This window comes from Paenibacillus rhizoplanae (assembly GCF_042684125.1).
Lineage (GTDB): Bacteria > Bacillota > Bacilli > Paenibacillales > Paenibacillaceae > Paenibacillus_AQ > Paenibacillus_AQ rhizoplanae.
Genome location: NZ_JBHUKY010000023.1, coordinates 26,209 through 51,905, shown reverse-complemented (window position 1 = coordinate 51,905; position 25,697 = coordinate 26,209). Strand labels below are relative to the sequence as shown.

21 protein-coding genes and 1 pseudogene are annotated in these 25,697 nt (G+C 52.9%); 8 read left to right on the top strand and 14 right to left on the bottom strand.

The genetic code is table 11. The features are described from left to right. Window positions 1-939 (top strand): annotated as a pseudogene (locus ACFSX3_RS13410) (hypothetical protein); the annotation flags it as partial. Between the two features lie 252 nt (window positions 940-1,191). Continuing rightward, window positions 1,192-2,391 carry an MFS transporter gene (locus ACFSX3_RS13405; RefSeq protein ID WP_209985189.1) on the top strand — a complete coding sequence of 400 codons (1,200 nt, stop codon included), beginning with the start codon at window positions 1,192-1,194 and terminating at the stop codon, window positions 2,389-2,391. A gap of 70 nt (window positions 2,392-2,461) precedes the next feature. Here ACFSX3_RS13405 and ACFSX3_RS13400 read toward each other — a convergent pair whose 3' ends face one another. Beyond that, window positions 2,462-3,142 carry a GDSL-type esterase/lipase family protein gene (locus ACFSX3_RS13400; RefSeq protein WP_209984925.1) on the bottom strand — a complete coding sequence of 227 codons (681 nt, stop codon included), beginning with the start codon at window positions 3,140-3,142 and terminating at the stop codon, window positions 2,462-2,464. Between the two features lie 238 nt (window positions 3,143-3,380). Here ACFSX3_RS13400 and ACFSX3_RS13395 point away from each other — a divergent pair, with 238 nt between their 5' ends. From ACFSX3_RS13395 to ACFSX3_RS13380, 4 genes are all read left to right on the top strand, one after another. After that, on the top strand, window positions 3,381-4,064 hold the full coding sequence (locus ACFSX3_RS13395) for a pectate lyase (RefSeq protein ID WP_209985194.1): 684 nt from the start codon (window positions 3,381-3,383) through the stop codon (window positions 4,062-4,064). Window positions 4,065-4,407: 343 nt separating this feature from the next. Then, complete coding sequence (locus tag ACFSX3_RS13390) at window positions 4,408-5,148, top strand: amino acid ABC transporter substrate-binding protein (protein WP_379258670.1); 741 nt, start codon at window positions 4,408-4,410, stop codon at window positions 5,146-5,148. Window positions 5,149-5,177: 29 nt separating this feature from the next. Beyond that, a complete protein-coding gene (locus ACFSX3_RS13385; RefSeq protein WP_209984930.1) occupies window positions 5,178-5,837 on the top strand; it encodes an amino acid ABC transporter permease in 660 nt (219 codons plus the stop codon). 15 nt (window positions 5,838-5,852) lie between these two features. After that, window positions 5,853-6,596 (top strand): amino acid ABC transporter ATP-binding protein, encoded by a 744-nt coding sequence (locus ACFSX3_RS13380; RefSeq protein WP_379312934.1) that lies wholly within the window; start codon window positions 5,853-5,855, stop codon window positions 6,594-6,596. Window positions 6,597-7,231: 635 nt separating this feature from the next. On the opposite strand, the gene ACFSX3_RS13375 is transcribed toward ACFSX3_RS13380, so the two are convergent. The 9 genes from ACFSX3_RS13375 to ACFSX3_RS13335 all read right to left on the bottom strand — a co-directional run bounded on the left by ACFSX3_RS13375 (window position 7,232) and on the right by ACFSX3_RS13335 (window position 17,996). Then, window positions 7,232-8,389, bottom strand: a complete 1,158-nt coding sequence (locus tag ACFSX3_RS13375) for an AI-2E family transporter (RefSeq protein WP_209984932.1) — start codon at window positions 8,387-8,389, stop codon at window positions 7,232-7,234. A 176-nt stretch (window positions 8,390-8,565) separates the two neighbouring features. Next, on the bottom strand, window positions 8,566-9,630 hold the full coding sequence (locus ACFSX3_RS13370) for a suppressor of fused domain protein (protein ID WP_209984935.1): 1,065 nt from the start codon (window positions 9,628-9,630) through the stop codon (window positions 8,566-8,568). A gap of 165 nt (window positions 9,631-9,795) precedes the next feature. After that, a complete protein-coding gene (locus ACFSX3_RS13365; protein ID WP_379255872.1) occupies window positions 9,796-10,995 on the bottom strand; it encodes an NAD(P)-dependent malic enzyme in 1,200 nt (399 codons plus the stop codon). Between the two features lie 254 nt (window positions 10,996-11,249). Then, on the bottom strand, window positions 11,250-12,605 hold the full coding sequence (locus tag ACFSX3_RS13360; RefSeq protein WP_209984941.1) for a 2-hydroxycarboxylate transporter family protein: 1,356 nt from the start codon (window positions 12,603-12,605) through the stop codon (window positions 11,250-11,252). Between the two features lie 314 nt (window positions 12,606-12,919). Beyond that, window positions 12,920-13,627: a response regulator gene (locus ACFSX3_RS13355; protein WP_209984943.1), complete on the bottom strand. Its 708-nt coding sequence runs from the start codon at window positions 13,625-13,627 to the stop codon at window positions 12,920-12,922. A gap of 55 nt (window positions 13,628-13,682) precedes the next feature. After that, a complete protein-coding gene (dcuS, locus tag ACFSX3_RS13350; RefSeq protein WP_209984946.1) occupies window positions 13,683-15,281 on the bottom strand; it encodes a DcuS/MalK family sensor histidine kinase in 1,599 nt (532 codons plus the stop codon). Between the two features lie 83 nt (window positions 15,282-15,364). Then, window positions 15,365-16,957, bottom strand: a complete 1,593-nt coding sequence (locus tag ACFSX3_RS13345; RefSeq protein WP_209984949.1) for a diguanylate cyclase — start codon at window positions 16,955-16,957, stop codon at window positions 15,365-15,367. A 160-nt stretch (window positions 16,958-17,117) separates the two neighbouring features. Next, window positions 17,118-17,693, bottom strand: coding sequence for a 5' nucleotidase, NT5C type (locus ACFSX3_RS13340; protein WP_209984951.1), 576 nt, complete (start codon window positions 17,691-17,693; stop codon window positions 17,118-17,120). Window positions 17,694-17,849: 156 nt separating this feature from the next. Further along, window positions 17,850-17,996 (bottom strand): lmo0937 family membrane protein, encoded by a 147-nt coding sequence (locus ACFSX3_RS13335; protein WP_143804202.1) that lies wholly within the window; start codon window positions 17,994-17,996, stop codon window positions 17,850-17,852. A gap of 203 nt (window positions 17,997-18,199) precedes the next feature. Between ACFSX3_RS13335 and ACFSX3_RS13330 the strand changes: the two genes are divergently transcribed. Next, on the top strand, window positions 18,200-19,228 hold the full coding sequence (locus ACFSX3_RS13330; RefSeq protein ID WP_209984953.1) for an alpha/beta fold hydrolase: 1,029 nt from the start codon (window positions 18,200-18,202) through the stop codon (window positions 19,226-19,228). A 49-nt stretch (window positions 19,229-19,277) separates the two neighbouring features. Here ACFSX3_RS13330 and ACFSX3_RS13325 read toward each other — a convergent pair whose 3' ends face one another. The 3 genes from ACFSX3_RS13325 to ACFSX3_RS13315 all read right to left on the bottom strand — a co-directional run bounded on the left by ACFSX3_RS13325 (window position 19,278) and on the right by ACFSX3_RS13315 (window position 21,757). Then, window positions 19,278-19,934: a class I SAM-dependent methyltransferase gene (locus ACFSX3_RS13325; RefSeq protein WP_209984956.1), complete on the bottom strand. Its 657-nt coding sequence runs from the start codon at window positions 19,932-19,934 to the stop codon at window positions 19,278-19,280. A 170-nt stretch (window positions 19,935-20,104) separates the two neighbouring features. Continuing rightward, entirely contained in the window at window positions 20,105-21,397 is a 1,293-nt protein-coding gene (locus ACFSX3_RS13320) for a glycoside hydrolase family 125 protein (RefSeq protein ID WP_379255864.1), read from the bottom strand. A gap of 234 nt (window positions 21,398-21,631) precedes the next feature. Continuing rightward, entirely contained in the window at window positions 21,632-21,757 is a 126-nt protein-coding gene (locus ACFSX3_RS13315; protein WP_339219250.1) for a hypothetical protein, read from the bottom strand. A 153-nt stretch (window positions 21,758-21,910) separates the two neighbouring features. Between ACFSX3_RS13315 and ACFSX3_RS13310 the strand changes: the two genes are divergently transcribed. After that, complete coding sequence (locus ACFSX3_RS13310; protein WP_209984959.1) at window positions 21,911-23,572, top strand: ribonuclease J; 1,662 nt, start codon at window positions 21,911-21,913, stop codon at window positions 23,570-23,572. A 670-nt stretch (window positions 23,573-24,242) separates the two neighbouring features. Here ACFSX3_RS13310 and ACFSX3_RS13305 read toward each other — a convergent pair. Further along, window positions 24,243-25,547, bottom strand: coding sequence for an MFS transporter (locus ACFSX3_RS13305; protein WP_209984962.1), 1,305 nt, complete (start codon window positions 25,545-25,547; stop codon window positions 24,243-24,245). Window positions 25,548-25,697: the final 150 nt, after the last annotated feature.

Genomic DNA, 25,697 nt, shown 5'->3' with positions numbered 1-25,697 from the left:
ACCGGAGTGACAGGACCTACGGGGCCTGGGGGAGGGGCAACAGGGCCGACCGGAGTGACAGGACCTACTGGTCCAGGAGAAGGGGCAACAGGGCCGACCGGAGTGACAGGACCTACTGGTCCAGGAGAAGGGGCAACAGGGCCGACCGGAGTCACCGGAGTCACTGGTGCTACCGGCCTTACCGGAGTCACCGGAGTCACCGGAGTCACTGGTGCTACCGGCCTTACCGGAGTCACCGGAACCACCGGATTCACTGGTGCTACCGGCCTTACCGGAGTCACCGGAACTACCGGATTCACTGGGGCTACCGGCCTTACCGGAGTCACCGGAGTCACCGGAACCACCGGATTCACTGGGGCTACCGGCCTTACCGGCGCTACTGGCCTCACTGGGGCTACCGGCCTTACCGGCGCTACTGGCCTCACTGGGGCTACCGGCCTTACTGGCCTCACTGGGGCTACTGGAATCACAGGGCCGAATATATTGGCCACTCATGGACGATTTGTTCCGGTCAATAACACAGCAGTAACTAATGGCGTCCCGGTTAATATCCCGTTCAATACGGTATTTGCTCAGGGGATTACCCTTGGAGGTACCGGCGGTAACCAAAGTATAGTGATACCAGAAACAGGCATTTATTTTGTTGCCTACAACATTCGATTGTTTATTAGTGATACCTCTGCAAGTGCCGATATTATAACTGTTATACCTACTTTGAACGGTGCAATTACCCCCTTCCCCTCCTATCTGTATAAAGCTGCTGGAGGAACTACAGGCTCTGGCGGTCTGGCCCTGGCGGCCAGTGGTCTAATAAATGTAACTACGGCCAACACAGAGCTTATTTTCCCAGTCACGGCACAAGGGATTACGGGGTTAAACTTGCAAATCACAGGACAATCTGACACTTACAGTAATGTAAGCATATTTAGAATCTCTTAAATGTAGGGCTAAAAAATGAGCAAAGGCGGTTCAACCGGTCCAATTCCTCCAAATGCTCGTACAACGCAGGAAAGTTATCATCCCCTGCCTGTGCGGGCTTTCTTTATGTAGGGAGATTGAACAAGTAACCCTTGCCCTTTCACCGTAAAATAACTACAATACACGTATTCCAACACGCAATCTTCCAGGAGGCAATTTACCTTGAAAGCTCAGTCCCGCAACTCTGCAAGCAAACGCAATACCGTTTATATCATGCAACTTGTCACTATCTTCCTGGGCTTTGTCGTCTTTGGCATCTCGGAGAATATTAAAGGGCCCGCCATCCCGCGGATTCAGCTCGCCTTCAACCTTAATGAAGGACAGCTCGGCACCTTGCTCTCGCTGAATGCGCTGGGCTATCTGATCGCCTGCTCCTTCACTGCCATCCTTGTCCGCAAATGGGGCATCAAGGCTGTCACCATTATTTCGTTCGCCTCGATGGTGATCTCGGGCGTGCTGATCTTCCTCTCACACAGCTATCCGCTGTTCGCTTCCTCTTACTTCCTGATGTACATCGGGAACGGGATGCTGGAGATTGGACTGGCGATTCTGGGGGCACGTATTTTCGTCAAAAACACGGGGATGATGATGAACTTGTCCCATTTTTTCTATGGACTAAGCTCAACCGTCGCGCCACTGTTGGCTACCGGGGTGATGTCGCTGAGTGTATTCGGGCATACGCTGGACTGGCGGGGGATGTATCTGGTTATGCTGTCGCTGTGTCTGCTGCCGATCCTGTCGGCGCTGCGCGGCACGTTTCCCGGTGATGATCTGCCGAATGAGGACCGTACCTCCTTCCGTACCCTGATGCGTGATCCCGCGCTCTGGATGATGGTGATGATTCTTTCGTTCGGTGTTGTCTCAGAGCTGGCCGTGGGCGGCTGGCTGGTTAATTTTCTGGAAAAAGCCTATGCCTGGGATACCGTCCGCGCTTCCGGCTTATTGTCGGCCTTCTTCCTGCTCTTCTCGCTGGGAAGGCTGTTGATCGGCCCGCTGACAGACAAGATCGGCTTCGTACTCTCGCTGATTATTTTCTCCTGCTTCTCGGCGGTCTGTACCTTCATCGCGTTGGCCGGCGGGGAGAGTCTTGCCTTTCTGTTCGCCATATCCGGTGCCGGGATTGCTATTATCTATCCTACCGTTATGGCTTTCATTGCCCGCCGTTACCCAAACGGAAGCGATACGGCCATTACCTTTGTCGTCACGTTGATGGGCCTCGGAAGCGTCATCGGCAATTACATCATCGGCTGGGTGATTGAGACCGTCAAAGGAGTATACGGCAGTACTTCGGAGCTTGGCCTGCTGCGCGGTCTTCAGGCGGGGTACGGCTTCATCGGCTTATGCGCAGCGGTCTGCTCCGTGTCGGGCATCGTGCTGTATGTGTATCTGAAGCGGCGGCGGGAGTTGATTTGACGGTTGTGGACAGCAAGAGCAGCGCCTCTCCGGCTACCGGAAGACCGCTGCTCTTGCTGCGTGAGGCTACTTATAGGTATTTTTTCAGATTATCAAGAACCACCGCGTACCCGTTCCCGTACATATGGACACCGTCCATCGTATATTCTTCCTTCAGATTCCCTTCAGCGTCCGTCAGTCCCTCATTCACATTAATGAACTCATATCCGTGCCCAAGTGCAAGCTCCTCCACGGCCCGATTCGCTTCCAGCAGCGCCGCATTGGTTCTCGTTCTGAAGTAGTTCGCTCGCATCTCCTCATCCATTCCGGGGAAGTCGGCCTTGGCATTCACCGGATAATACGCCATGACATATACCTTGCACTCCGGCAGCCTCTCTCTAATCCGGGTCAGAATCTCATTGTAATTCGCAAGCAGCTTCCCGAGCTCATACTCCCCATCCGCTGAGCTGATGTCGTTGGTGCCTATATTAATGAACAGCCTCGAAGGCGCAAGCGCAAGTACACATACCTCCAGCGCTTCGAGCAATTCCCGGGTCACATAGCCCGCAATCCCGCGGTTATAGATCACCGTCTGCTTCTCCAGTGTCTGCTGCAATTCATTTACCGGAAAAAACTCCATCAGCGAGGAGCCCGCCAGTACGGTCTGCCCTTTTAGCGCCAAGGTGTTCAGGATGCTGTACTTCTTCACCTTCTCCTCTTTCTCTCTCTGCCACTGAATCTCCATCATCTCGTCAAGCTCTTCCTGATTCAATCTAATCTCCTCCGTTTCTGCTGCTCTGTTATTCTACCATTGTTATCTTTTATCCCTCAGCTTGCAGCCCGCCCAAATTGTGTCAGAAATATGGAAATTGATCTTCATGTAAGGTTTATGTTCTATGCACACGTGTTCTGAATAGGTTAGATATCGGGTGCTGTCAGAGGTGCACATCTGGCTGGTATGCCCGCAAGGGACCGGTGCGCCGGACCTAATTCTACAGTTGAAGGGCGGAATGTTTTTGAAAAAGGTAGTTGGCTTGCTCCTGTCGGTTGCATTGTTGTCTTCGTTCTATGTTGCCAGTCCCCCCGAGGTATCTGCCGCAACGCCCATTGTGGTGAATTCGACGATTGTCGTACCGGCCGGTGAGACGTATAACGGCAATGGCCAGACGTTCGTCGCCAATCCGAATACGCTGGGAGACGGCAGCCAGGCAGAGAACCAGAAGCCCATCTTCCGGCTGGAAAAGAATGCCACACTCAAAAATGTAATTATCGGTGCTCCCGGCGCAGACGGGGTGCACTGTTACGGGAATGCTACCATCTCCAATGTGACCTGGCAGGATGTCGGCGAGGATGCCCTGACACTGAAGGCCTCCGGCACAGTTAATATTACAGGCGGAGGTGCGTACAAAGCCTACGATAAAGTGTTCCAGGCGAACGCTGCGGGCACCATCAACATCAAGAATTTCAAAGCGAATGATATCGGCAAGCTGGCCCGCCAGAACGGCGGCACCTCCTATGCCGTGAACTTCACCCTGGACAACTCGGATATCTCGAATGTCAAGGATTCCATCTTCCGCACAGACAGCAGCAGCAGCGCCGCCCGGATCACCAATACCCGCTACCGCAATGTGCCTACCCTGTTCAAGGGTTTTGCCTCGGGTAAGACCAGCCAATCGGGCAACACGCAATATTAAGGTAAAACAAGGTCAGGGAAGCTAGTGTGAATACACCAGTCTGATTCCTGCAGCAGACCACCTTTAACAGTAACCGCCTCCATTTCCGGCTCCGCTGGGATGGAGGCGGTTTCAGTTCAGACGGACGGCCAAGCACACATGAACACGATAATATCCGGGACGGAGGAATAGATTTATTTTGGACACATCTGCCTTTCTCAACTCTATCGACATGAACTCACATGATATGTTATTATGATACACTGATAACGTATTAACGAACTAAAGCAACCGATGCGGCAGGCAATCTACTAGGGGGATTAGAGAGATGAAGAGACAGGGAATATGGGTTCTATTAACCATCATGGCTATTGTACTAATTACAGGCTGCTCAGGGTCCAGCTCAGGCGGCAAGGACGGGAAGCTGGTTATCGGTATCGATGACAAGTTCGCCCCGATGGGCTTCCGGGATGACAACAATGAGCTTGTCGGCTTCGATATCGATTATGCGAAGGCGGCTGCCGTGAAGATGGGCAAACAGATTACCTTCCAGCCGATCGACTGGTCCGCCAAGGAATCCGAGCTGAACAGCGGGCGCATCGATATGATCTGGAACGGATACACCATCACGGACGAGCGCAAGGAGAAGGTACTGTTCACCAAGCCTTATCTGGAGAATAGCCAGGTGGTAGTCGTGCTGGCGGGTTCATCGCTGTCTGCGCTTAAGGATCTGGCTGGCAAAGAAGTCGGATTGCAAAGCCTCTCCTCTGCCGCCGATGCCCTGGATGCGAATCCGATCAAGGCGGAGCTTGGCGGCGTGTCTGAATTCACCGACAATGTGCTGGCGCTGACCGACCTCAAGTCGGGCCGTCTGGACGGGGTGGTCATCGATGAGGTTGTCGCCAGATATTACATAGCCAAGGAGCCGGATACGTACAAGCTGATGGAAGAATCATTGGCCCCTGAGCAATATGGCATCGGGATTAAGAAAGGCAATGAAGCTCTGCTCAATGAGCTGCAGAAGGCGCTGGATGAACTAAGCAGTGACGGAACCGCCGCTGAGATCTCAACCAAGTGGTTCGGAGAGAACAAAGTATTGAACTAGATGCTATCGTTTAGGAGCCGGTTGAAGACATGGATATCGATTATATTATTAGAATTTCCGGACCGATGCTGGAAGGCGCCCGGACCACGGTGCTGCTGTTCCTGATCGTGATCGTGCTGTCCATTCCGCTCGGGATGGTGGTCACTCTGATGGCCAAAAGCACGCTAAAGCCGCTGGCCTGGATCGCACACGCTTATATTTACGTCATGCGCGGAACGCCGCTCTTGCTGCAATTGTTCTTCTTCTGCTTCGGTTTGCCGCAGATTCCTGTAATCGGGCAATATCTGGTTATGGACCGTTTTGTAGCGGCCAGCCTGGGCTTTATTCTGAATTACGGCGCTTATTTCGCCGAGATTTTCCGGGGCGGGCTGCTCTCGATCGATAAAGGTCAGCATGAGGCGGCCAAGGTTCTCGGGCTTAGCCGGTGGCAGACGCTGCGCAAGGTCATTCTTGCCCAGATGTTCCGCGTGGCGCTGCCTGCGGTTGCCAATGAGTCCATTACACTGGTCAAGGATACCGCTTTGCTGTATGCCGTGGCCGTACCGGAGCTGCTGAATTTCGCCAAGACGGCGGTGAACCGTGATTTCACTGTCACTCCTTTTGTCGTAGCGGGCGTCATTTATCTGCTGATGACACTGGTGCTGACCTTATTCTTCAAGCTGCTGGAGAAACGTTTCAAATTTGAGTAGAAGGGCTGTTTGGCTATGAGTAGCATGATTGAAGTACGGCAATTGAAGAAGGACTTCGGCAGCCTCAGCGTGCTGAACCAGATTAGCTTTGACGTGAAGCCCGGCGAAGTCGTTGCGGTGATCGGACCCTCAGGCTCCGGCAAAAGCACCATGCTGCGCAGCCTTGTGCACCTGGAGGAGGTCACCGGGGGCAGCATTTCAATCTGTGGGAAAACCCTGGTTGAGAACGGGCGCTACGCCAGTACGGCGGAGATTAGAGACATCACTTCAAGTATGGGGATGGTGTTCCAGCATTTCAATCTGTTTCCGCATCTCAGCGTAAGGGACAATCTGGAGCTTGCCCCCAGAACGCTGAAGCGGGAGAGTGTGCAGCAGATTACGGCGAAGAGCCGGGAGCTGCTCTCCAAGGTAGGCCTCTCCGACAAAGCAGACGTCTACCCCTCCACGCTGTCGGGCGGGCAGAAGCAGCGGGTTGCCATTGCTAGAGCGATGATGCTCAGCCCGGCTATTCTCCTGTTCGACGAGCCGACCTCAGCGCTTGATCCTGAATTGACCGGCGAGGTGCTCCGCGTCATCCGCCAGCTCGCCGAGGAGAACATGACGATGATGATCGTCACCCATGAGATGAGCTTCGCCCGCGATGTCGCGGGCCGCGTCTTCTTCATGGACAACGGGGAGATTGCCGAATCGGGCACACCGGAGGAGATCTTCGGCAGCCCGAAGCTGGAGCGGACACGGGCGTTTTTGATGCGGGATTAGTATAGTGGATGCTTATAAGGACTTGGTTTAATGCGAGTCCTGATTAGAACGCGGCGAGCAAAACGTGCAGCTTGAACGCCTTATTTAATCATCCCCAGTTCGATCACTTGGATAATCAGGAATGGATCTGGCAGGTTGTTCATCTGTTGCAAGAGCAATCTACCGATGAACGTGTATTTGAGTAAGATGTTTAAGAAAACATCGAAGTAGCTAATTACATTTCAAAGGAACTTATAAAAAAACAAACACACCAGAAATCATCATTTATGGATTGATTTCCGGTGTGTTTGTTTTAGTTTGTCGCATTAACGCTTAGCTATGGTCGCAGCGGAGGATGCAAGTGGATTTAGTCCATCTAATTTTGCGTATAGATACACTTTTCAAACATTAGTTGGATAAACAACACTTACTCGAGCCGACTTTCGGCGAATCCTTATAATTGGGAAGATTAGATGTACTTTTTCCAACTGCTTCCCCGTAACCGTCCATTCGGCGCGAAATAAGTGCCTTTTTTCCAACTCTGTCCCAAGCTCGGCCCAACCCCACTCTTACTTCAACCTACTCGCTCTTACTTCACCCGACCCACACTTTCTCTGTCACACTCACGCGCTAATCCGCCCTTAATCCACCTTATTTCACTCCACATTCTCCCCCGCATCCGCAGGCGGCGCCGTGTCCCCGGGCACCGGCTCCAACGGTCCCATCGGCGCTGCCGGCTCCTCGTCCCAGCGCGTGCGGATGAAGAGCTGATAGAGCTTGACGATGATGATCTTGAGCATCATATAGACCGGAATAATGACCAAAATGCCGATAATTCCGCCGAAATCGCCGCCGGCCAGGACGAGGATGATCGTGGTCAGCGGGTGGATATCCATGCTTTTGCCGAAGATATATGGGGCCACCAGGTTATCCTGAATCTGCTGCGCAACGAGCACGACCACAATCGACCAGACCGCCGTAGACGGGGACTCGATCAGACCGAAGATGAAGATCGGCACGGTAGACAGAATGGCTCCGATAAAAGGGATGAAGTTCATCAGCACCGCTACCATTGTCAGCAGCAGCGCATACGGCAGGCCGATGATCAGGAACCCGATGTACATCAGGACGCCGAGCGCCAGATTGACCAGCACTCTGCCGACGATGAAGCTGCCCATCACGCCGTCAATCTCGGCAATCACCCCCGCGCCCTCCTCGTGATACCGTTTGGGGAAGAAGCTCACGAGCTTATCGCCGAACTTCCCGCCTTCCTTCAGCATGTAGAATAACAGGATCGGAAAGGTGAACAGCACAATCGCAAAATTAGAGACAAAGGAGAACAGCCCGGACACATAGCCCGTTGCCAGCGAGAAGCCTGTATTCAAATAGCCCATTAATTGGCTGGACAGGTTCATATTCTCGGGAATCAGACCCGACAGCAGCTCAGTGTTCTCCAGCTTACTTAACTGCTCTCCAACTGCTCTCAGCACCCCCGGCATATTGTTGCCCAGGTTCAGCAGCTGACTTTGCAGCGATGGCCAGACGCCTACCGTGAAGCCCAGCAGCAGAATAGCAATGACCAGATAGACCAGCAGGATCGCCAGCGTCCGCTTCAATTTGCGCGAGGACAGGAAGTCGATCAGGGGCCGAAGCAGATAATAGAAGAAGACGGCCAGCATTAACGGCACCATCACAACATTGAACAACGAGATAATAGGGGTAAAAATAAAGTCTACCAGTGAGCTGACATAGATAATTCCCAGCACCAGCAGCACGGCAATACAAATGCGGATGAACAAATTCAATTTGGCCATAGTGGGCTCCCGTTCCGTTATTTTGAACAGCGTTTCTTGTTCACTTAAATATAGCCGGGGTTTCTTAATTCAAACTAAACCAAGTCTAAAGATAAGCTAAAGATTTGGGATGGAGTGAACGCATGATCACAATCGAAACGGAAGTCCCGCTAGAATGAAGCAGCCGTCAGTGCAGGTTAGCCGATGGTCTCCACCACGTTACCCTCTTGGTCTTTGATGTAGGTCTTTCTTACCTGCACCTTCAGTTCTTTGGCGGTGGACAGCCGGAATTCGCCTTCCTTGGGCTGGAGTTTCGTTTCCAGCTCCAGGATAGCTGCTTCACTCAGGCTGATACGGACGATCTCCCCGTCCTGTACACAGCTAGTCTCTTCAGCCGGTTCTAGCAAGATCTGTAGCTTCGGGCAGGTTAACCTCAGCGGCTTCCCCTTCAGCAATCGTCCGCGCAGCAGGCTGGCTACTGACGCGGCCTGCCGAGCCCCAATGGTCAGGACCGCCGGTGCGGTGCCCAGCAGACGGCTTTTTGCAGGCTCGAAGCCCAATTCATCTACATACAGGATACCCGTCTGGGACCCGTCACGCTCGATGCCCAGGCGAACTGCTTCCTTAATAGCCGGAAGCCGGAGCAGCGAATCCCGGGCAAGATCAGTGATATATGCGGGGAGCATCTCCTCGCTGGCGTACAGGAATGAGGTCGTATTCCAGGTCATCATGGCTTCCAGTTCATCTGCTGTAATTCCGACCATCTGCAGAAATTCAACCCGCCCATTGGGCGTATCCACAGCTGGAAGCTCCGGGTCATCAATGAAAGCCAGCGCAGTCAGCCGGGTGTCCGCGCCCAGACAGATGGGACCGTTCGCATCCAGATAATGACCAGAGGCAAAAATATTCCCGCTGGAGAATACATACCGGGCCATATTCTGGAGCAGACTGATCCCCCAGGCCGGAGGCTCCTGTTCTCCGGCACTGCGAGCCAACCGGAAGGTCAGCTCGAAGCCGTACCCGCTGTATTCGAGGTTCTCCGACTCCTTATCGTACAACTCAGAGAAACCGAAGGTTACGAAATGCCAATGCGGATAAGGCTGCTGCGCTTCATAGGCGCTGATTCCGCTCAGCGGGTCTTTACCCCCCAGCCTATAAGGCAGCATTGCAGCATAATGCTTCGGCTCCTGCTGTCCGTACAACCTCTTCATCTGATCTTCAATGGCATCCCAGCCGGTTGCTTCCACTTCTTCCTCGCTCATGTTCGTACCCTCCAGTCTAAGATTTATGTATAGCCGGAGCATCCGCCCCCGGCCCTTAATCTCCCATTGATTACCCGTAATTCCGCTGGCATAACCAGCGCAGCCTCCCCTATAGACGCGGCAAAAAAACGGCAAGCTCATTCGTTGAGCTTGCCGTTTCAGTAATTAGTTAATGCCAACCAGCAGGTTCTTGCGGGCTACGCCGCTCTTAACTGCCGCTTCGGCTACAGCCATGCGAATTCTCTCTACTACACGCGGATCGAAGGCGTCTGGGATGATATATTTCTCATGCAGCTCAGACGGGTCAATCACTGAGGAGATCGCCTCTGCTGCCGCCAGCTTCATGTCTTCATTGATATCCGTAGCTTCACAATCCAGCGCTCCTCTGAATATTCCAGGGAAGCACAGAACATTGTTAATCTGGTTCGGATAGTCAGAACGTCCGGTCGCCATGACTCTTACATGCGGCGCAGCAATCGCGGGATCAATCTCCGGCATCGGGTTCGCCATAGCGAACACAATCGGATCTGTAGCCATGTTCAGCACATCTTCCAGCTTCAGCACATCCGGTGCAGAGACTCCGATGAAGACATCCGCGCCTTTGATCACATCGGACAGACTTCCGATTTCAAGATAAGGGTTCGTAATCTGGGCGTAATCGCTCCAATGGCTGCGCTCATAATCCGCAAGCCGGTTAATCGCGCCCTCCCGGTCCACGCCGATCAGGTTCACCGCTCCGGCATGCAGCAGCATTTTGGAGACGGAGATGCCTGCTGCGCCGATGCCGTTGACTACGATTTTGACATCCTTAATATCCTTGCCGCATACCTTGAGTGCGTTCAGTAGTCCGGCAGTTACGACAATTGCCGTACCATGCTGATCATCATGGAAGACCGGAATGTCCAGCTCGGCTCTTAGTCTGGCTTCAATCTCGAAGCAGCGCGGAGAGGAAATGTCCTCCAGGTTAATGCCGCCGAACGTCGGGGCAAGTGCCTTTACAATCGCAATAATCTCTTCGGTATCTTTGGTATCCAGGCATATCGGCACGGCGTCGACGTCTGCGAACTGCTTGAACAGCGCCGCTTTGCCCTCCATAACCGGCATGGCTGCCTTCGGCCCGATATCGCCAAGCCCCAGTACAGCCGTGCCATCAGATACGACAGCTACGGTATTCTTCTTCGTGGTTAGCTCATAGGCCTGGGACTGATCGTCGGCAATCGCCTGACAGACCTTCGCTACACCCGGCGTGTAGACCTTGGACAGGTCGTCTTTGCACAGAATCGGATGCTTCAGGGTAGTTTCGAGCTTACCGCCTTTATGCAGCAGCATAATTTCTTCTAATAGTTCCATGAGTAACTCCTCCATTCAACTGGTTAACCGTTTGTTCCATTCATCTCAGATCTTTCTATATATAGCGGAGCTTCCTGCATCCGGAACCTTACCAGACCCGTATGCAGGCCCGTCAACTTTGCATTACATATACTCCCTTAGTCATTCTCCACGATAAGTATCGGATTGGCAAGATAAAAGCTGACACCTGAAAATTGTCCACGATTTCGACACGATTGGATGCGATTTCATGTGATTCAGGCGTATCGTCTACTGATTGAGCACCCTGATCAACCGCCCCATACAGAGATGAGCAGCGTGGCTACAACTACTGTAATCGCTCCGCCGATACGGGTGGAGATCTGTGCGAACGGCATCAGCTCCATGCGTCCCGAGGCAGACAGAATAGCTACATCGCCTGTTCCGCCAAGGCCGCCGCGGCAGCCGGTAACAATGGCCGCTTCAACCGGGTACATGTTGACCCATTTTCCGGTAAAATAGCCGGTGATCGTCATCGCCACGATAACGGTAGCACAGACAATAATATAAGGAAGCGAGATCAGGGCTGCGACATCCTTCAGCGGAATGTACAGCATCCCCAGGCCGACCATGAGAGGCCAGGTTAATGTGCCGGACACAAGCTTGTAGAGCTGATAAGCGCCCTGCTCGATTTTGGACGGGAGCAGCTTGGAAATCTTGAGTAGTGCCGCTGCGAAGATCATCAGGATCGGACCTGGAACGCCGACAAACGGCGACAGCAGATGACCGGTGATGAACAATCCGCAGGCGAACAGCAGGCCCGCGCCCATCAGCAGGAAGTCCGGCTTTGCACTGTCATACGTGCTGCCCGCCAGCTTCTGGCCATCCTTCGATTTCACCAGGACACCGTTCCCGGTGATGGACGGATTTTTGTCAGCCATTCGCTTGAGCAGTCCGGCAACAATAATTGCAAACACATTACCGATAACCGCCGCTGGAATCATCTGAGCTACATAAGAGCCAGATTCCCCGCCTAGGATCTGCGAGAACGCGATGGACAGCGGGAGAATGCCTTCACCGACGCCGCCGCCGATAATAGGTACGATAATGTAGAACAGTGTCCGGTGTGCACTATAGCCGAGCAGCATGCCCACGCCCATCCCCGCAGCCACTGCGGCGAGGGTTCCGGCCATCATCGGGATGAAGATGCGGATGAAGCCGTTAATCAGCGTGGTCCGGTTCATCCCTGTAATACTTCCGGCTACCAGAATCGAGATGTACAGGTAGAGGAAGTTCGACGTTTTCATCAGCGTGTTGACCGATTCGAGCACCGAAGGATCAAGCACATTCCAGAAGACCAGGAAGGATGGGATCATTAGGGAGAGGATCGCGGGACCGCCGATATTTTTCAGAATCGGAAGCTTGAAGCCCAGATCACTGAGCAGCACCCCCAGTACAATAATTACTGCAAAGCCGCCGATCATGTCGTTTGGCAGTTCACCAAGCACAGAAGCCGCAAAAATAATGAGTGCAAAAACCACATACAATGGGAGTGGAATAACGCCTACCTTTAAGTGCAGAACCTTCTGGACGAAATTTGGTTCACCTTGCTTCAGTACATGCTGCTGTTCCGGTACCGAAAGTGGGGGTTGAATTGCTTTTTGCATGTTTACCTTACCTCCTTAACTCTTTTACAAATTCATCATAGCTGCTTTGAAAGCGCTTTTGTTTTTATGAAAGTAATAAAGGGATTTTGTAAATTATTAAAGTAAGCGCTATCAGGAGAGGGCAGGTTACTTCAGGTGCATTAGTGCCCCTCATTTCGGGCTTCCGCCCCACTTTTGGCCAAGTCAAAGGGATTTATCCCTTTCATTTCAACATCCAGCCGACTTTCAGCCCCCAGCCCACTTCCGCTGTCTCCGCAACACAAAAAGCTCCGCCGCAGGTTGTGCGGCAGGAGCTCCAGAATTAGTTAGTATTCTCAAATATACTTAGTAATTAATCCCTTACCGTTCGGAGCGAGCCGGTATTTCTGCACAGGCCTGCCGATACTCCCGTAGACGAGGTCCATCTCCAGCACGCCCATCTCGGTTAACCCGATCAGGTATTTGCCGGCGGAGACGCGGGAGATGCCGGATACCGCCGAGATATCCTCAGCGGAGAACAGCTCGCTGCCGCAGGCCTCCACGGCACGCCAGATAGTCTGGAGCGTCTGACGGGTGAAGCCCTTGGCCAGCTCCTGCGAGGACGTCCGTTCCTGCTTGAACCGGGACAGCCTGTCCAGCTCCGACTGGTTCAGACGCTCCTGGCTGCGGAACAGCTTGTTCTGCTCCCGGTATCCGTTCAGCGCGGCCCGGAGCCTGGAGAACTCGAACGGCTTGATCAAGTAGTCCACCGCCCCGTTCTGCAGCGCTTCTTGGATGCTCTCCTTGTCGCTCGCCGCCGAGATCACGATGACATCGATCTTCACACCTCTGCGCCGGATCTCGGACAGCAGCTCCAGCCCGTTGCTCTCCTTCATGTAAATATCCAGCAGAATCAGGTCGTAGGCCTGCTTCTCCAGCATACCCAGCACTTCTTCCGCCGAGCTGGCCCAGCCATCGGCACGGAAGCCCTCCACCTGCTGCAGATAAAACTTGTTCATCTCCGACACCATGGGATCATCTTCAACAATAAGTACTTTTATCATAATGGCTTATCATCACTCTTCATGGGCTCTCCACCCTTTTTATGGTTGGTTTATCTTAATTCTTCGCTCTATACGGGATCTCCACCGTGAATTCGGTGCCTTCCCCTTCCCGGCTGTTATACGTAATCGTTCCGCCCAGCTTGTCTACACTTCGCCGTACCAGATACAGCCCTACGCCCCGGTCGCCGCCTTTGGTCGAATAGCCCTGTTCAAACAGGTGAGCTCCATTCTCCGCAGCTATGCCTGTCCCGTTATCACTGACCTCGAGTGTAAGCTGGTTGTCCTTATGCCGGAACCCAATCTCGATCTGTTTGTTGTCCGCACCTTGGAGCGCTTCCAGCGCATTGTCCAGCAGGTTGCCCGCTATCGTGACCAGCTCCCGCGCCACCTCGTGATCCGCCGCTTCAGGCAGCATACCGTCATCCCGGATAACCAGCCGTACATCGGCCTCCCGGATTCTGCTGAGCTTGCCGAGCAGGAAACCGACCATCACCGGGTCTTTGACCTGCCGGACCACCGAATCAGCCTCCGTCTGGATGCTCTGTACAATATCCGTAAGATATTCCTCCAGCCGGCTGTAGCTGCGCATATTGGTCAGCCCCATGATGACATGGAGCTTGTTCATGAATTCATGGGTCTGCGCGCGCAGCGCCTCGGCGTACAGGGAGATGCCGGAGAGCCGCTCCATCAGAATACTGATCTCGGTCTTATCCCGGAACGTGGCAATAGCGCCTTCGATAATTCCGTTCACCCGGACCGGAACCACATTCACCAGCAGCGTGATGCCGCTCTGCTCCACTTCCTTATCCTGCAAGGCTTCCCCTGTCTCCAGCACCTTCTCCATCCGCAGCAGCGGCCAGAACTGCCCGGCCTGCCTGCCTACCGGTTCCTGGTTCAAGCCGACACTGCCCATCAGCCTCCGGGCTTCGGCATTCACCAGGGTAATCCGCGATTCCTTATCGACGGCCAGAATTCCCTCCTTGGTCGATTGCAGCATAGCGCTGCGCTCCTCCAGCAATTTGGCAATTTCTCCCGGCTCCATGCCGAACATCATCCGCTTGATTTTGCGGGCCAGCAGGATGGCACCGAATATCCCCATCAGCCCGCCGACCAGGATGCCCGAATAGATAATCCAGCGGTTCTGCTGAACAGCAGAACGGACGCTGCCAAGCGATATGCCTACAGCTACTGCTCCAACCTGCTTGCCGTCAGGGGCGAAGATCGGTGAGAACGCTCTCACAGAATAACCGAGCGAGCCTTCAGCCACGGATATGGTCTCCTTGCCATGCAGCGCATCCGTCTCATCCCCGCCCATGAAGTGCTTGCCGATCAGGGCCGGATCGGGATGGGAACGGCGAATACCTCCCATATCCATCACCACCACGAATTGAACGTCATTGATGGCGCTGATATCGGTTGCATAACGCTGGATGCTGCCGGAATATGCCTCTGCAACCAGTTCGTCCACCACCCCCGGTGTACGCGAGACCGTGCGGGCAATGGTGATGGCCTTGTTCTCCAGAGAAGCCCGGGCCTCTTCGGAGAATCTCATGCCGAACATCACATACACAATCAGCAGCACCAGCACGACGATCAGGCAAATCATCAGGGTGATGGTGGTCTGAAGGCGCAATCTTTTTGTACCAATTCTCACAATACTCCACCTTCAGGAAATTTTTCTCGATTATAACGCAAAAGCACTCAAAGCGCGATAATCACAATTCTAAGTAAATTCAGCTAGGACTCCGTAATCACCGACTGGTTCCGCCCTCTGCTCTTCGCCAGATACAAGGCCTGATCCGCCTTCACAAGCAGTCCCGTAAAGTCCGCAGCATGCGAAGGATAGTGGGCGATCCCCTGTGAAATCGTAAGCTGCGCCGCAATCGGCGCCTGGCTCCGCTCGACAGCAAGACGGATTCGCTCAGCAGCGCTGAAGGCTTCCGCAGGCTTAGTCCGGGCCAGCAGGATAACGAATTCCTCCCCGCCGTAGCGGTAACAGACATCATCCGGGCGAAGCGAGGTCACAATAACCCGGACAACATGCTTCAGAACTTCATCGCCCAGCTTATGGCCATACGTGTCATTGACAAGCTTGAACTTGTCTACATCCAGTATCACCAGTGAAAAAGGAATACCGGAGCTTATCCGCTGGCTGATCGTATGTTCAAGGGACCTGCGGTTCATCAGACCGGTCAGCATATCCGTTTCGGCTTCATGGGTCAACTGCTCGGTCTGCTGCTGGATATTGCCCAGGGCAAGCGACACGCCGTCTGTCAATAAATAGGCTTCCCTGCTCCAATACCGCTTCGCTTCCTGTAATTCTATCTGCTCCTTGCCCATCTTGCTCACAACATCTGCCAGATAGACGAAAGGGCGCGCAAACTTGCGTGCCAGAAGAATAACCCCCAGCAGCAGCAGAATGAACGGTATGGAGGAATACCCGATCAGGGTACGGAAATGCCCTATCAGCTCCTGATGAATCTGGCTAATCGGGGAGACAACCACAATGCCCCAGCCATTAGCGGGCACACTGGAGTATCCGGCCAGCATCTCGATGCCCCGGGTGTTCGTGACAGGCTGTTCTCCGCTTTGCTTATTCATCAGCTGCTGCACAACCTCATTACTGCTGACATCTGTGCCGATCCGCGCTTTATCCGGGTGATAGACCAGATGCCCTTTCGAATCCACAATATAATAATAAGTCCCCGAATCATCCTCCTGCCCATTATCAAAAATCTCAGACAGCACATTATTCTCCTGAAGATAGATAGTGCCGCTAAAGATTCCAGCATAGGTACCCGCAGCGTCGAAGATCGGCTGGCTCAAAAATACGATTAACCGCTTGGTATTGGCTGTCAAATAAGGGGAAGAAATATATGGCTTGCGGAGCGCTAATGCTTCCTTACTGTTCGTTGAGGTGATGTGCTTGCCTGTAGTCCCTAAGCTGGCAGGTGAAACATTGCGAATGAGTCCGCTGGCATCAACCACCGTGATGGAATTGAAGAAATTGCTGCTGCTGCGCATCAGATCCAGAGAATCATTCACTTCCTGCGGCGGCATAGCTTCTATGTCAGACAGTCTGGCGGCGTTGTATTCCAGAGTCCCGTGCATGGACTGAAATAAGGAATCCATCGTCTTGGACATCCGGTCAGCATTGAGGTAATTCAAATGAAGCGTGGTCTCCATTAAGGACCGCTTCTTGGACTCATACGAACCGAGCAGAAGAATACTTGAAGTTAGCAAAACCACCAGCGTCACCAGACCTGTGAGCAGCGTGGTAAGGCTCAGCTTTTGACTTTGACGAAGCTTGCGCTTCAACCTTATATACAAACCCGCAATCCTCCTTGGAACAAAAAACGCAATGATATATCCATCATACCGCAAATACTGATAATGTTCGACAGCGGATTTATGGCAGAACAGGCGGCGAATATCACCCGGACATAGCAGAATAAGCCCGCAGCAGCAGGGCTCATCTTCAAGCTTTTAGTTACAGTTCAGGTTCACCCTGCGCCTGCAAAATCTCATCCACCCGTTCCTTGGCACCCTCCCAGGAGGTCATCAGCGGAAAAGAGTATTGCTCCCGTGCCCTCAGGTTCCACGGATGCGGAATACAGAGCACCTTCTTCCCTGCCTGAACGGCGGGCAGCAGGTTATGCGGGCCGTCATCAATCAGCAGATCGTAGCCGATCAGATGCTTCCGCTTGCAGGTGAAGAAATTGTCGGCCGGGATGTACGGCATGTGCTTTTGCAGCCAGTTCCATTTCTCCAGCACCGTCTTCGGGACAGCGGCCGTCACAATAATAACGTCATAAGCGTTGTGCAGCTTCTCCATCTCTTCCACCACATATTCGTCGAACAGCTCCAGCTCCTCGTAGAGGCCGGGTCTGCCGAAGAACAGGTCCATGGTGCTCTCCGGATGACGCAGATGGTCCGTGTTCCAATCCATCATATCTTCGTAGCGTAGCGGATGTGTAGGAAACTCAATGTTATTGTGGTATATCGCACGCTTCACGAGATGGCAGATCGTATCGTCCATATCAACGGCGATGATCGGTTTGCGCATTGAATCTCCTCCATGTACACTTTCATTCATTTTCATTTATTATAGGCAACCGGGGAATAAGTGTCCAGACATCAGCCAGACTCAACATCAAAAAGCACATGCCTCCTTCACAGGGACACATGCTGTGCTGCCTATTCCTATCCACTTTTTTCCCCTTTATCTCCGCGACCGTCCCTTGACCAGGTTGATCACGAACAGGACCGCTGCGACAAACAGCAGAAGATGAATCATGTTGCCCATGAAATTAAAGATAAGGCCTAACAGCCATACTACCACTACAAGTCCGATTAATCCCCACAGCATAAGCTTACCGCCTTTCTCTTCCGGTTTGATTTGTATGTACTTTACCCTTGTGGAGGGGAATTTAAACGGCTGGTCCGGCAGATCCGGCTGTGGAGACAGCTGTTTTTTCAGGTATTAGGACATTGCTTAATTGCGGGACAGGCTGTTATACTGTTTCTTAAATAATACAACTGTATTGTAAAAAAGGAGACGAACCTATCCCCATGACTAACTCTTCCAGTCACCCGAAGAACACAGCCCCGAAACTGCGGAGCAGACTGCTTAAGCTGCTGCTGTTCCTTCTATCTGCCGTCCTGCTTCTTGCAGGATCAGGGTTCCTATATGAAGCCATTGCCGCAAGCTCCGCTCTTAAAAGCTATCCTGCACCGGGTCAGCTGGTGGATGCCGGAGGCTATAACCTCCATATTCGCCAGTTAGGCACAGGAGCTCCCACTATTATTCTTGAGGCAGGCAGCGGTGAAACCAGCCTGTCGTGGAGAGATATTCCTGAACAGTTAGCTGAACATGCTACCGTTGTCACTTACGATAGGGCCGGGTATGCCTGGAGTGAGCAGGCGGATACGGAACGCTCAGGCGCCAATATCGTGCGTGAGCTGCATACGGCACTGAAGAATGCAGATTTTCCCGGCCCCTACTTGATGGTCGGCCACTCTCTCGGCGGCATGTATGCCCGGCTGTTCACTCAGACTTACCCGGACGAAGTAACCGGACTGGTGCTGATCGATGCCAGACCCGAGAATGACGACCGCGAGACGAAGCCGATTCTGGCTGCCGAGAATATGGCCGGCAACCCCAGCGCTTCCCTGCTGAGCCTGCTCAAGCGATCCGGGGCGCTTCGGCTGTTCCAGGACCAGCTCCTAGCGGGGCTGGTTGCGCCACAAGACCGCGGGACGTTCATTAACGTTATTTCCACGCCAAGTTATTTTGCCGCCAAGGAGCAGGAAGCAGCGCTGGCAAGCTCTACCGAGGATGTGATCCGTGGACAGCACTTCGGCTCGCTCCCGGTGAAGGTGATCGCCCGTGGCCTGCCCCAGGACTATGCCTCCTTCGGAATCTCCGGGGAAGGCGGCCGCAGGCTCGAAGCCATCTGGCAGGAGGGCCAGCGTAATATGCTGAAGCTCTCTTCCAATAGTGAGCTTATAGTCGCCGAGAATAGCGGCCATATGGTCATTCACGACCAGCCGGAGCTGGTCGTCCAGACCATCCGCAGGATGCTCGCCACAGGGAAGTAACCTTAATTGAAGCAAATTGTATTCAGCAGGATATTTCATGCTGTACTCATTAAGGGTACATCGGCTTGATTGCATTCCAGTTGGCATGCATATACGAGGTTACCGGAGAACAGCCCTTGGGCATCAGAATGCCAAGCCCATAGCTATGCTCGAATTGAACTGCATAGTACTGCATCTGAAGCTCTCCCCACAGGCGGTGCACGCCGAAGTCGTCTTGCATAGCCGCAATATCATGGAACAGAATAACGCCGTTATCTGCCAGCTTCGGCAGCCATGACTCATAATCATGCTTGACCGCCTCATAAGTATGGAGACCGTCAATATGCAGCAAGTCGATGCTTCGGTCTGCAAATTGAAGCAATGCCTCGTCGAAGGTCATGCGCAGCAGGTGGGAGATTCCAGAGTAATAGGTGCTTGACGAAGATTGTACCGACTGATAAATAGATTCATCGTACAGCCCCGAATGCTGGTCGCCTAGCCACGTATCGACTGCGTAACATACCGTTGCAAGCCCATGATCCTTAACGGCCTGACAGAAGGCGAAGTGAGAAGCGCCATAATACGTCCCTAATTCTACGATTTTACCAGGCAGCATATGACAAACCAGGTCGTAAGCGAATCTGCGATGTCCTTCCCAGGCGGTATTCAGATGTGTTCCCCGCTCATCCGTTTCAAAAACAGGTCTTCTGCTATTCCATACCGTCATGTATGCTCCCCCCGCCCCAATAGATATACGTTAGTGTATTCGGAGCGAGTGGGATTGGCTTGGATATCTGTAACCGCCAAATCTGCTAAATTTTCAGATTGTCCGGATTCCCGCGCCAAGTAGAAACGGTACCGTCCTTTAAAAGGACGGTACCGTTTCAGCAAGAAATTCTACTTCGCTACCCGTAATCCGCAATAATCCATAATCAGTTCACTGAACAGCATATTCGACCAGGAGAACCACGGACGGGTAAATGCTGTGGCATCGTTGACTGAGAAGGCTTCATGGGTCAAGCCTGTGCCTCCATCCGTATCCTGAATCAGCCGCAGTAAGCGCTCTTTCTCGCTGCGCTCCGGTGACGTAAGTCCTTGCATGGACAAGGCGATGTGCCAGATGTAACCCTCCGGGGTATGCGGACTGCCTATTCCTTCAGCAACCTGCCCTTTATAGTAATAAGGATTGTCCTCGCTAAGGATAAATCTGCGGGTATTCCTGTACACCTCGTCATTCTCGTCGGTGTAGCCCAGGTAAGGCAAGGACAGCAGGCTTGGAACATTGGCATCATCCATAAGGTTGTAATGACCTAGCCCGTCTGTCTCATAAGCATAGATTCTCCCATAGACCGGATGATTATAGATACCATGCTCCTGTATCCCCTGATTGATCTCCTGGCCCAGCTTCTGCGCCGTTGCCGCAAGCTCCTGATCCCCGTATATCTCTTGAGCGATCTCTTCCAGATAGCGAAGGACCACCACAGCGAACATATTGGACGGCACCAGATAACCATACTCACAGCAGTCATCACTTGGCCGGAAGCCTGACCAGGTCATCCCGGTATAAGCGGTTTCGCTTCCTTTGCCCTCCCGGGTCAAGGTATCCGTGAGCGGTGCATCCAGCCGCTGGAACCGGTAGCCCGACTCCGTCTCATGACGCTGCTCCACTCTCCACAGCTTCATAATTTCAAGCGCTGCGTTGCGGAAGGTCTCATCGAACTGCGTGACGCAGCCGCTGTTCTTCCAGAGCAGATAACTGAGCTGAATCGGATACGCCAGCGAATCAATCTCATACTTGCGCTCCCAGATCCATGGGCTCATGGCGGTAAGATCCGATTGGTGTCCGTGTCCGTTCGCCTCTTCATTGAAGGCATTGGCATACGGATCAAGCAGAACATAATTCATCTGCCGCTTCACCAGACCCGCAATCATTGCCTCCATATTAGGGTCTTCTGCGGCAAGCAGCAGATACGGGCGAACCTGGGCGGCGGAATCACGCAGCCACATAGCTGGTATATCACCTGTTATAACGAAGGTGGTACCATCCGCTTTCTGCGAAATGGTGGTGCCAATAGTATTGATAATGCACTCCTCGAACATCTTGGCCAGCTTGGAAGAGTCTGGCAACTCCCCTTGCACCTTGCCGATCAAATCATACACAGACTTCGGGATTTCATTCTGTAGCTTCACGGGTGTATGCTGCACCTCCAAATGGTATATATCAGTATTTCAAACGCTTTCATTATAGTAAACAATTAATATTAATATGTCAATATATTAATGGTATATTTATAGAGTTTAATGTCCTTGGTATATATAGTATATTCAGTCGAAAACTGAACAAAAAAAGCCCACGCATTGGAGGCTTTGATCTTACTCCCGCAGTTGGGCTTTCAAGAATTCCAGGTACTTTACTCTGACAGGTCAGTCCTTGCGGACCGGTGCTGTTGACTTGCCCTCCCCCACCCTATATTCATGATTAGGAATCCGCTCACGCAACGTATGAAAGATCATTTCGTACATCGGCCTCGAGCCTGAGTCATTGGCCATATCAAGCACCTCCATTACCGCTTTCTCTTGGAAAGCCACAACCTAATATACCATGTTATATTAGTAATGTGAAGAATGTTATTTCCGGGACACCGGATAGTAAGCCTTCCCTCCTAACATAATAAGCATACTGATTAAAGGAGGAGCGTCACAATGTCAAAAGAACGTCTACGGATTGCCGCCTTGGGCGGCGTCCATGAGATCGGCAAGAATATGTATATCCTGCAATATGGTGACGATATTATCGCCATAGACTGCGGGTCCAAATTCCCTGATGAGAGCCTGCTGGGCATTGATCTGATTATCCCAGATATCGCTTACCTGCTGGATAACCGGGATAAGGTCCGGGCCCTGATTGTTACCCACGGGCATGAAGACCATATCGGCGGCATTCCCTACCTGCTTAAGCAGATGAACCTTCCGCTCTATGCCTCCCGCCTGACCCTTGGCCTGATCAGGACTAAGCTCAAGGAGCACGGTCTGCTCCGGGATGCCCAGCTTCACCGTATTGATGCCGATTCCGAGCTCACCTTCGGTGCGGTGACCGCCACCTTCTTCCGGACCAACCACAGTATCCCGGACTGTCTGGGAGTAGTGTTCGATACCCCTGAAGGAACGGTTGTCCATACGGGAGATTTCAAATTCGATATGACTCCAGTGAACAAGCAATACCCGGATATTCACAAAATGGCTGCGATCGGCATGAGAGGCGTCCGCTTCCTGCTCTCCGAGAGCACGAATGCGGAACGTCCCGGCTTCACCCCTTCCGAGCAGCTGGTCGGCGCGCATATGGAGGAGGCCTTCAAGCAGGCGGAGCGCCGTATCTTCGTCTCCACCTTCGCCTCCAATGTCCACCGGCTTCAACAGATTGTGGATGCTGCCGGAGTGACCGGACGCAAGCTGGCCTTACTGGGCCGCAGCATGGTGAATGTTGTGGGCGTGTCCAGGGAGCTGGGGTATCTGATCATCCCTGATGGAATGCTGGTCGAGCCTGTAGAGGCCGCGAAGCTTCCGCCGCAGGAAGTGGCTGTTCTGTGCACAGGCAGCCAAGGTGAGCCGATGGCTGCGTTATCCCGGCTGGCGAATGCAAGCAACCGGCAGATGGAGATCCAGGCCGGAGATACCGTGCTGCTCGCAGCGAATCCGATACCGGGCAATGAACGCAATGTATCGCGGATCGTGGACAATCTCTATATTCTCGGGGCTAAGGTCATCTACGGCTCCCGCAGTGAGCTGCATGTCTCCGGCCACGGCAGCCAGGAGGAATTGAAGCTGATGCTGACCCTGATGAAGCCGGAGTACTTCATTCCGATCCACGGCGAATACCGGATGCTGCACCATCACCGGCTATTGGCTGAAGGGGTCGGGGTGGAGGGAGATCATATTTTCCTGCTTAAGAACGGCGAGGTTGTAGAGTCGGCAGGCGGAGTGGTGCGCCAGGCGGGACGGGTCACAGCGGGGCAGATTTTCGTGGACGGGCTGGGGATTGGCGATATCGGCAATGTGGTGCTGCGGGACCGCCGCCAGTTGTCGGCAGACGGGGTGCTGATTACTGTAATTACCCTAAGCCAGGCTGATGGACGGCTGCTCAGTGAGCCGGATACCATCTCACGCGGGTTCATCTATGTCCGCAATTCAGACAGCCTGATGGATGAGATTAACCAGCTCGTTAAGGCCACTCTCCAGAAAATGAGTTCAGCGGATCTCGGCCAATGGAATCTGATCAAGCAGACGCTGAAGGATATCCTTAGCAAGTTCCTGTATGAGCGGACGAAGCGCCGTCCGATGATCCTGCCGATAATTATTGAGGTGTAGGGGAGAAGAAAATACTAGATGTTTGAAGTCGAGGCGTAATCGTCACTGCGGTGAACATTTGGACTTCCGGCCGCTGTTGTCTCCAGATTTCCTGATTTAGACCGCTGTTTGCGGTAGAAATCCGGAGACAAAGCGGACGCTACCGCTCTACAGTTCCAAATTTCCCCTCCGTTCCTTTCGCTTGTCGCATTTTTCTTTAGTGTTTTTTATGGTGTAGAAGAGAAATCAAATCACCCTACGAGTGAAGGATGCTGGTGCCTTCTCTCACCGACCGCTTGTATGGAGCATTGCAATTATTGCAGGAATCCTCTATACCTATTACTGGATGAAGTGGAATGTTGCATGAATTGCATAAATTTCGGTGATTAGAGCAAGTTTGCGCTGGATTTGTTGCATTTTGTGCAGGAGTTCAGCATAGACCGCTTCTATGGGGCAGGATTGTTGCACTTCGTGCAGGATTTTTCTACAATTGTTACCGGCTGTAAGCATGGAACCCATCGCTCATCGTGGCAGTATATTGTATTCGGTTTTCAGCATACGGTACCGTTTCAGCGAGAAATAGTAGGATAATTTATCGTGTGAAACATATAAATTCTATTTCAAATAAGGGGCGCCTCATATGGGGCGCCCCTTCAATCATAAATACATACACACATGCCTTACTTACCACCTACCGAGCCCGCTGGCGCAGTGGACTTCCTTTCTTCGCCAACGAATTCCGCCCTGTCCGGCCTTCCCCTTCGGAATCCTCCTTGCTGGGTCTTACCGCGAAGAAGCTCAACAGTCCGCCGACGGCCCCGACGCCCGCCATAGTGAAGAACAAGGTCCAGTGTCCCCGGTTCATCAAGAGGGACACCACCGGCGGGCCCAGCGCGACCCCGATGAATCTCATGCTGCTGTAGAGGGAAGTAATCGTGCCCCGGTTCTCCTTCTCGATGCCTTCGGTAATCAGCGCATCCATGCAGGGCAGGACCACCCCGATCCCGATTCCGCTTAGACTCAGGAATCCGACCATGTAATAGATGTTCTCATTGAAGCCGGTAATCAGCGTAGCAGCGGTCAGTAAGGCCATGCCGCCGAAGCCGAGCCATTTCATGAGCAGCTTGTTTTTGCCGATGATCTTACCGCTTCCGTAAGAGGCCAGACATAGCAAAGCAAGCGGAATGGCCAGTACAAAGCCTTTGTACGCCCCGTGCAGGTTATATTTCGATTCGAGGATTTCAGATAAATAGAACAATACCCCGAAGGTGGCGAACATGCAAATGCCGCCGATGGCGAAGATGGCGTACAGCCAGCGGCCCTTCTCATGCAATACACTCTTAATGCCGCCTAGGAATTCCTTAAGGCCGGTCTTCTCCGCTTCCTCCTCCGCCTTGGGCTTCTTAACGAGGAAGATCACAAGAATACAAGAGAACAGACACAACACAGGAATGGCGATAAAAGGCGCATACCATAGCAGCGTCCCCAGATAAGCACCCAGGATCGGGCTTACCACTTTTCCGAAGGTATTGGAGGTCTCAATAATTCCGAGCCCTTTACTCACCTCCTTCTCATCCTTGAACAGATCACCCACGAAGGGAATGACAATGGGAAAAGCGCCTGCGGCACCGATCCCTTGGACAAAACGTCCGGCAAGAATGATCCAGTAAGCCGTCACTCCTGTGAAGAACCAGGCAGCGGCCACACATCCGGCACCGCCCAGGGCAGCCAGAATCAGGCTGGGCAGAATCACTTTTTTGCGTCCGAAACGGTCCGATAAATAGCCGGCGATCGGGATCATTAGGATGGCAATCAGGCCATAGACCGTAATGATCATACTGACCCCAAAAGCGCTCACCCCCAGCTCCTTCGAGATCTGGGGCAGAATCGGCAACAGCATCGAATTGCCCAGTGTCATAATCAGTGGGATGGAAGCGAGCGCGATTAGTGCCCCCTTTGAACCTTTTTCCCCTTGGGATTCTTTTGACCCGTTCATGGACGAACCACCTTCTTTTATATTCGCATTCTGCTTATTGTCGGTCTAACGGCTGTATTTATACCCCTTGGGACCTGCCTTTAATCATCAGATACCAGCCGTAGCACAACGAACAGGCCAGCACATAGGGTATGGACATCCAGCCCGGTC

Coding starts and splice junctions, on each gene's coding strand:
- ACFSX3_RS13365 (WP_379255872.1), bottom strand. CDS start 10,995: ATGGAGGAGTTACTCATGGAACTATTAGAAGAAATTATGCTGCTGCAT.
- ACFSX3_RS13405 (WP_209985189.1), top strand. CDS start 1,192: ATGCAACTTGTCACTATCTTCCTGGGCTTTGTCGTCTTTGGCATCTCG.
- ACFSX3_RS13370 (WP_209984935.1), bottom strand. CDS start 9,630: ATGAGCGAGGAAGAAGTGGAAGCAACCGGCTGGGATGCCATTGAAGAT.
- ACFSX3_RS13330 (WP_209984953.1), top strand. CDS start 18,200: ATGACTAACTCTTCCAGTCACCCGAAGAACACAGCCCCGAAACTGCGG.
- ACFSX3_RS13315 (WP_339219250.1), bottom strand. CDS start 21,757: ATGGCCAATGACTCAGGCTCGAGGCCGATGTACGAAATGATCTTTCAT.
- ACFSX3_RS13360 (WP_209984941.1), bottom strand. CDS start 12,605: ATGCAAAAAGCAATTCAACCCCCACTTTCGGTACCGGAACAGCAGCAT.
- ACFSX3_RS13385 (WP_209984930.1), top strand. CDS start 5,178: ATGGATATCGATTATATTATTAGAATTTCCGGACCGATGCTGGAAGGC.
- ACFSX3_RS13390 (WP_379258670.1), top strand. CDS start 4,408: ATGGCTATTGTACTAATTACAGGCTGCTCAGGGTCCAGCTCAGGCGGC.
- ACFSX3_RS13355 (WP_209984943.1), bottom strand. CDS start 13,627: ATGATAAAAGTACTTATTGTTGAAGATGATCCCATGGTGTCGGAGATG.
- ACFSX3_RS13375 (WP_209984932.1), bottom strand. CDS start 8,389: ATGGCCAAATTGAATTTGTTCATCCGCATTTGTATTGCCGTGCTGCTG.
- ACFSX3_RS13335 (WP_143804202.1), bottom strand. CDS start 17,996: ATGCTGTGGGGATTAATCGGACTTGTAGTGGTAGTATGGCTGTTAGGC.
- ACFSX3_RS13395 (WP_209985194.1), top strand. CDS start 3,381: ATGTTTTTGAAAAAGGTAGTTGGCTTGCTCCTGTCGGTTGCATTGTTG.
- ACFSX3_RS13325 (WP_209984956.1), bottom strand. CDS start 19,934: ATGACGGTATGGAATAGCAGAAGACCTGTTTTTGAAACGGATGAGCGG.
- ACFSX3_RS13380 (WP_379312934.1), top strand. CDS start 5,853: ATGAGTAGCATGATTGAAGTACGGCAATTGAAGAAGGACTTCGGCAGC.
- ACFSX3_RS13305 (WP_209984962.1), bottom strand. CDS start 25,547: ATGAACGGGTCAAAAGAATCCCAAGGGGAAAAAGGTTCAAAGGGGGCA.
- ACFSX3_RS13340 (WP_209984951.1), bottom strand. CDS start 17,693: ATGCGCAAACCGATCATCGCCGTTGATATGGACGATACGATCTGCCAT.
- ACFSX3_RS13310 (WP_209984959.1), top strand. CDS start 21,911: ATGTCAAAAGAACGTCTACGGATTGCCGCCTTGGGCGGCGTCCATGAG.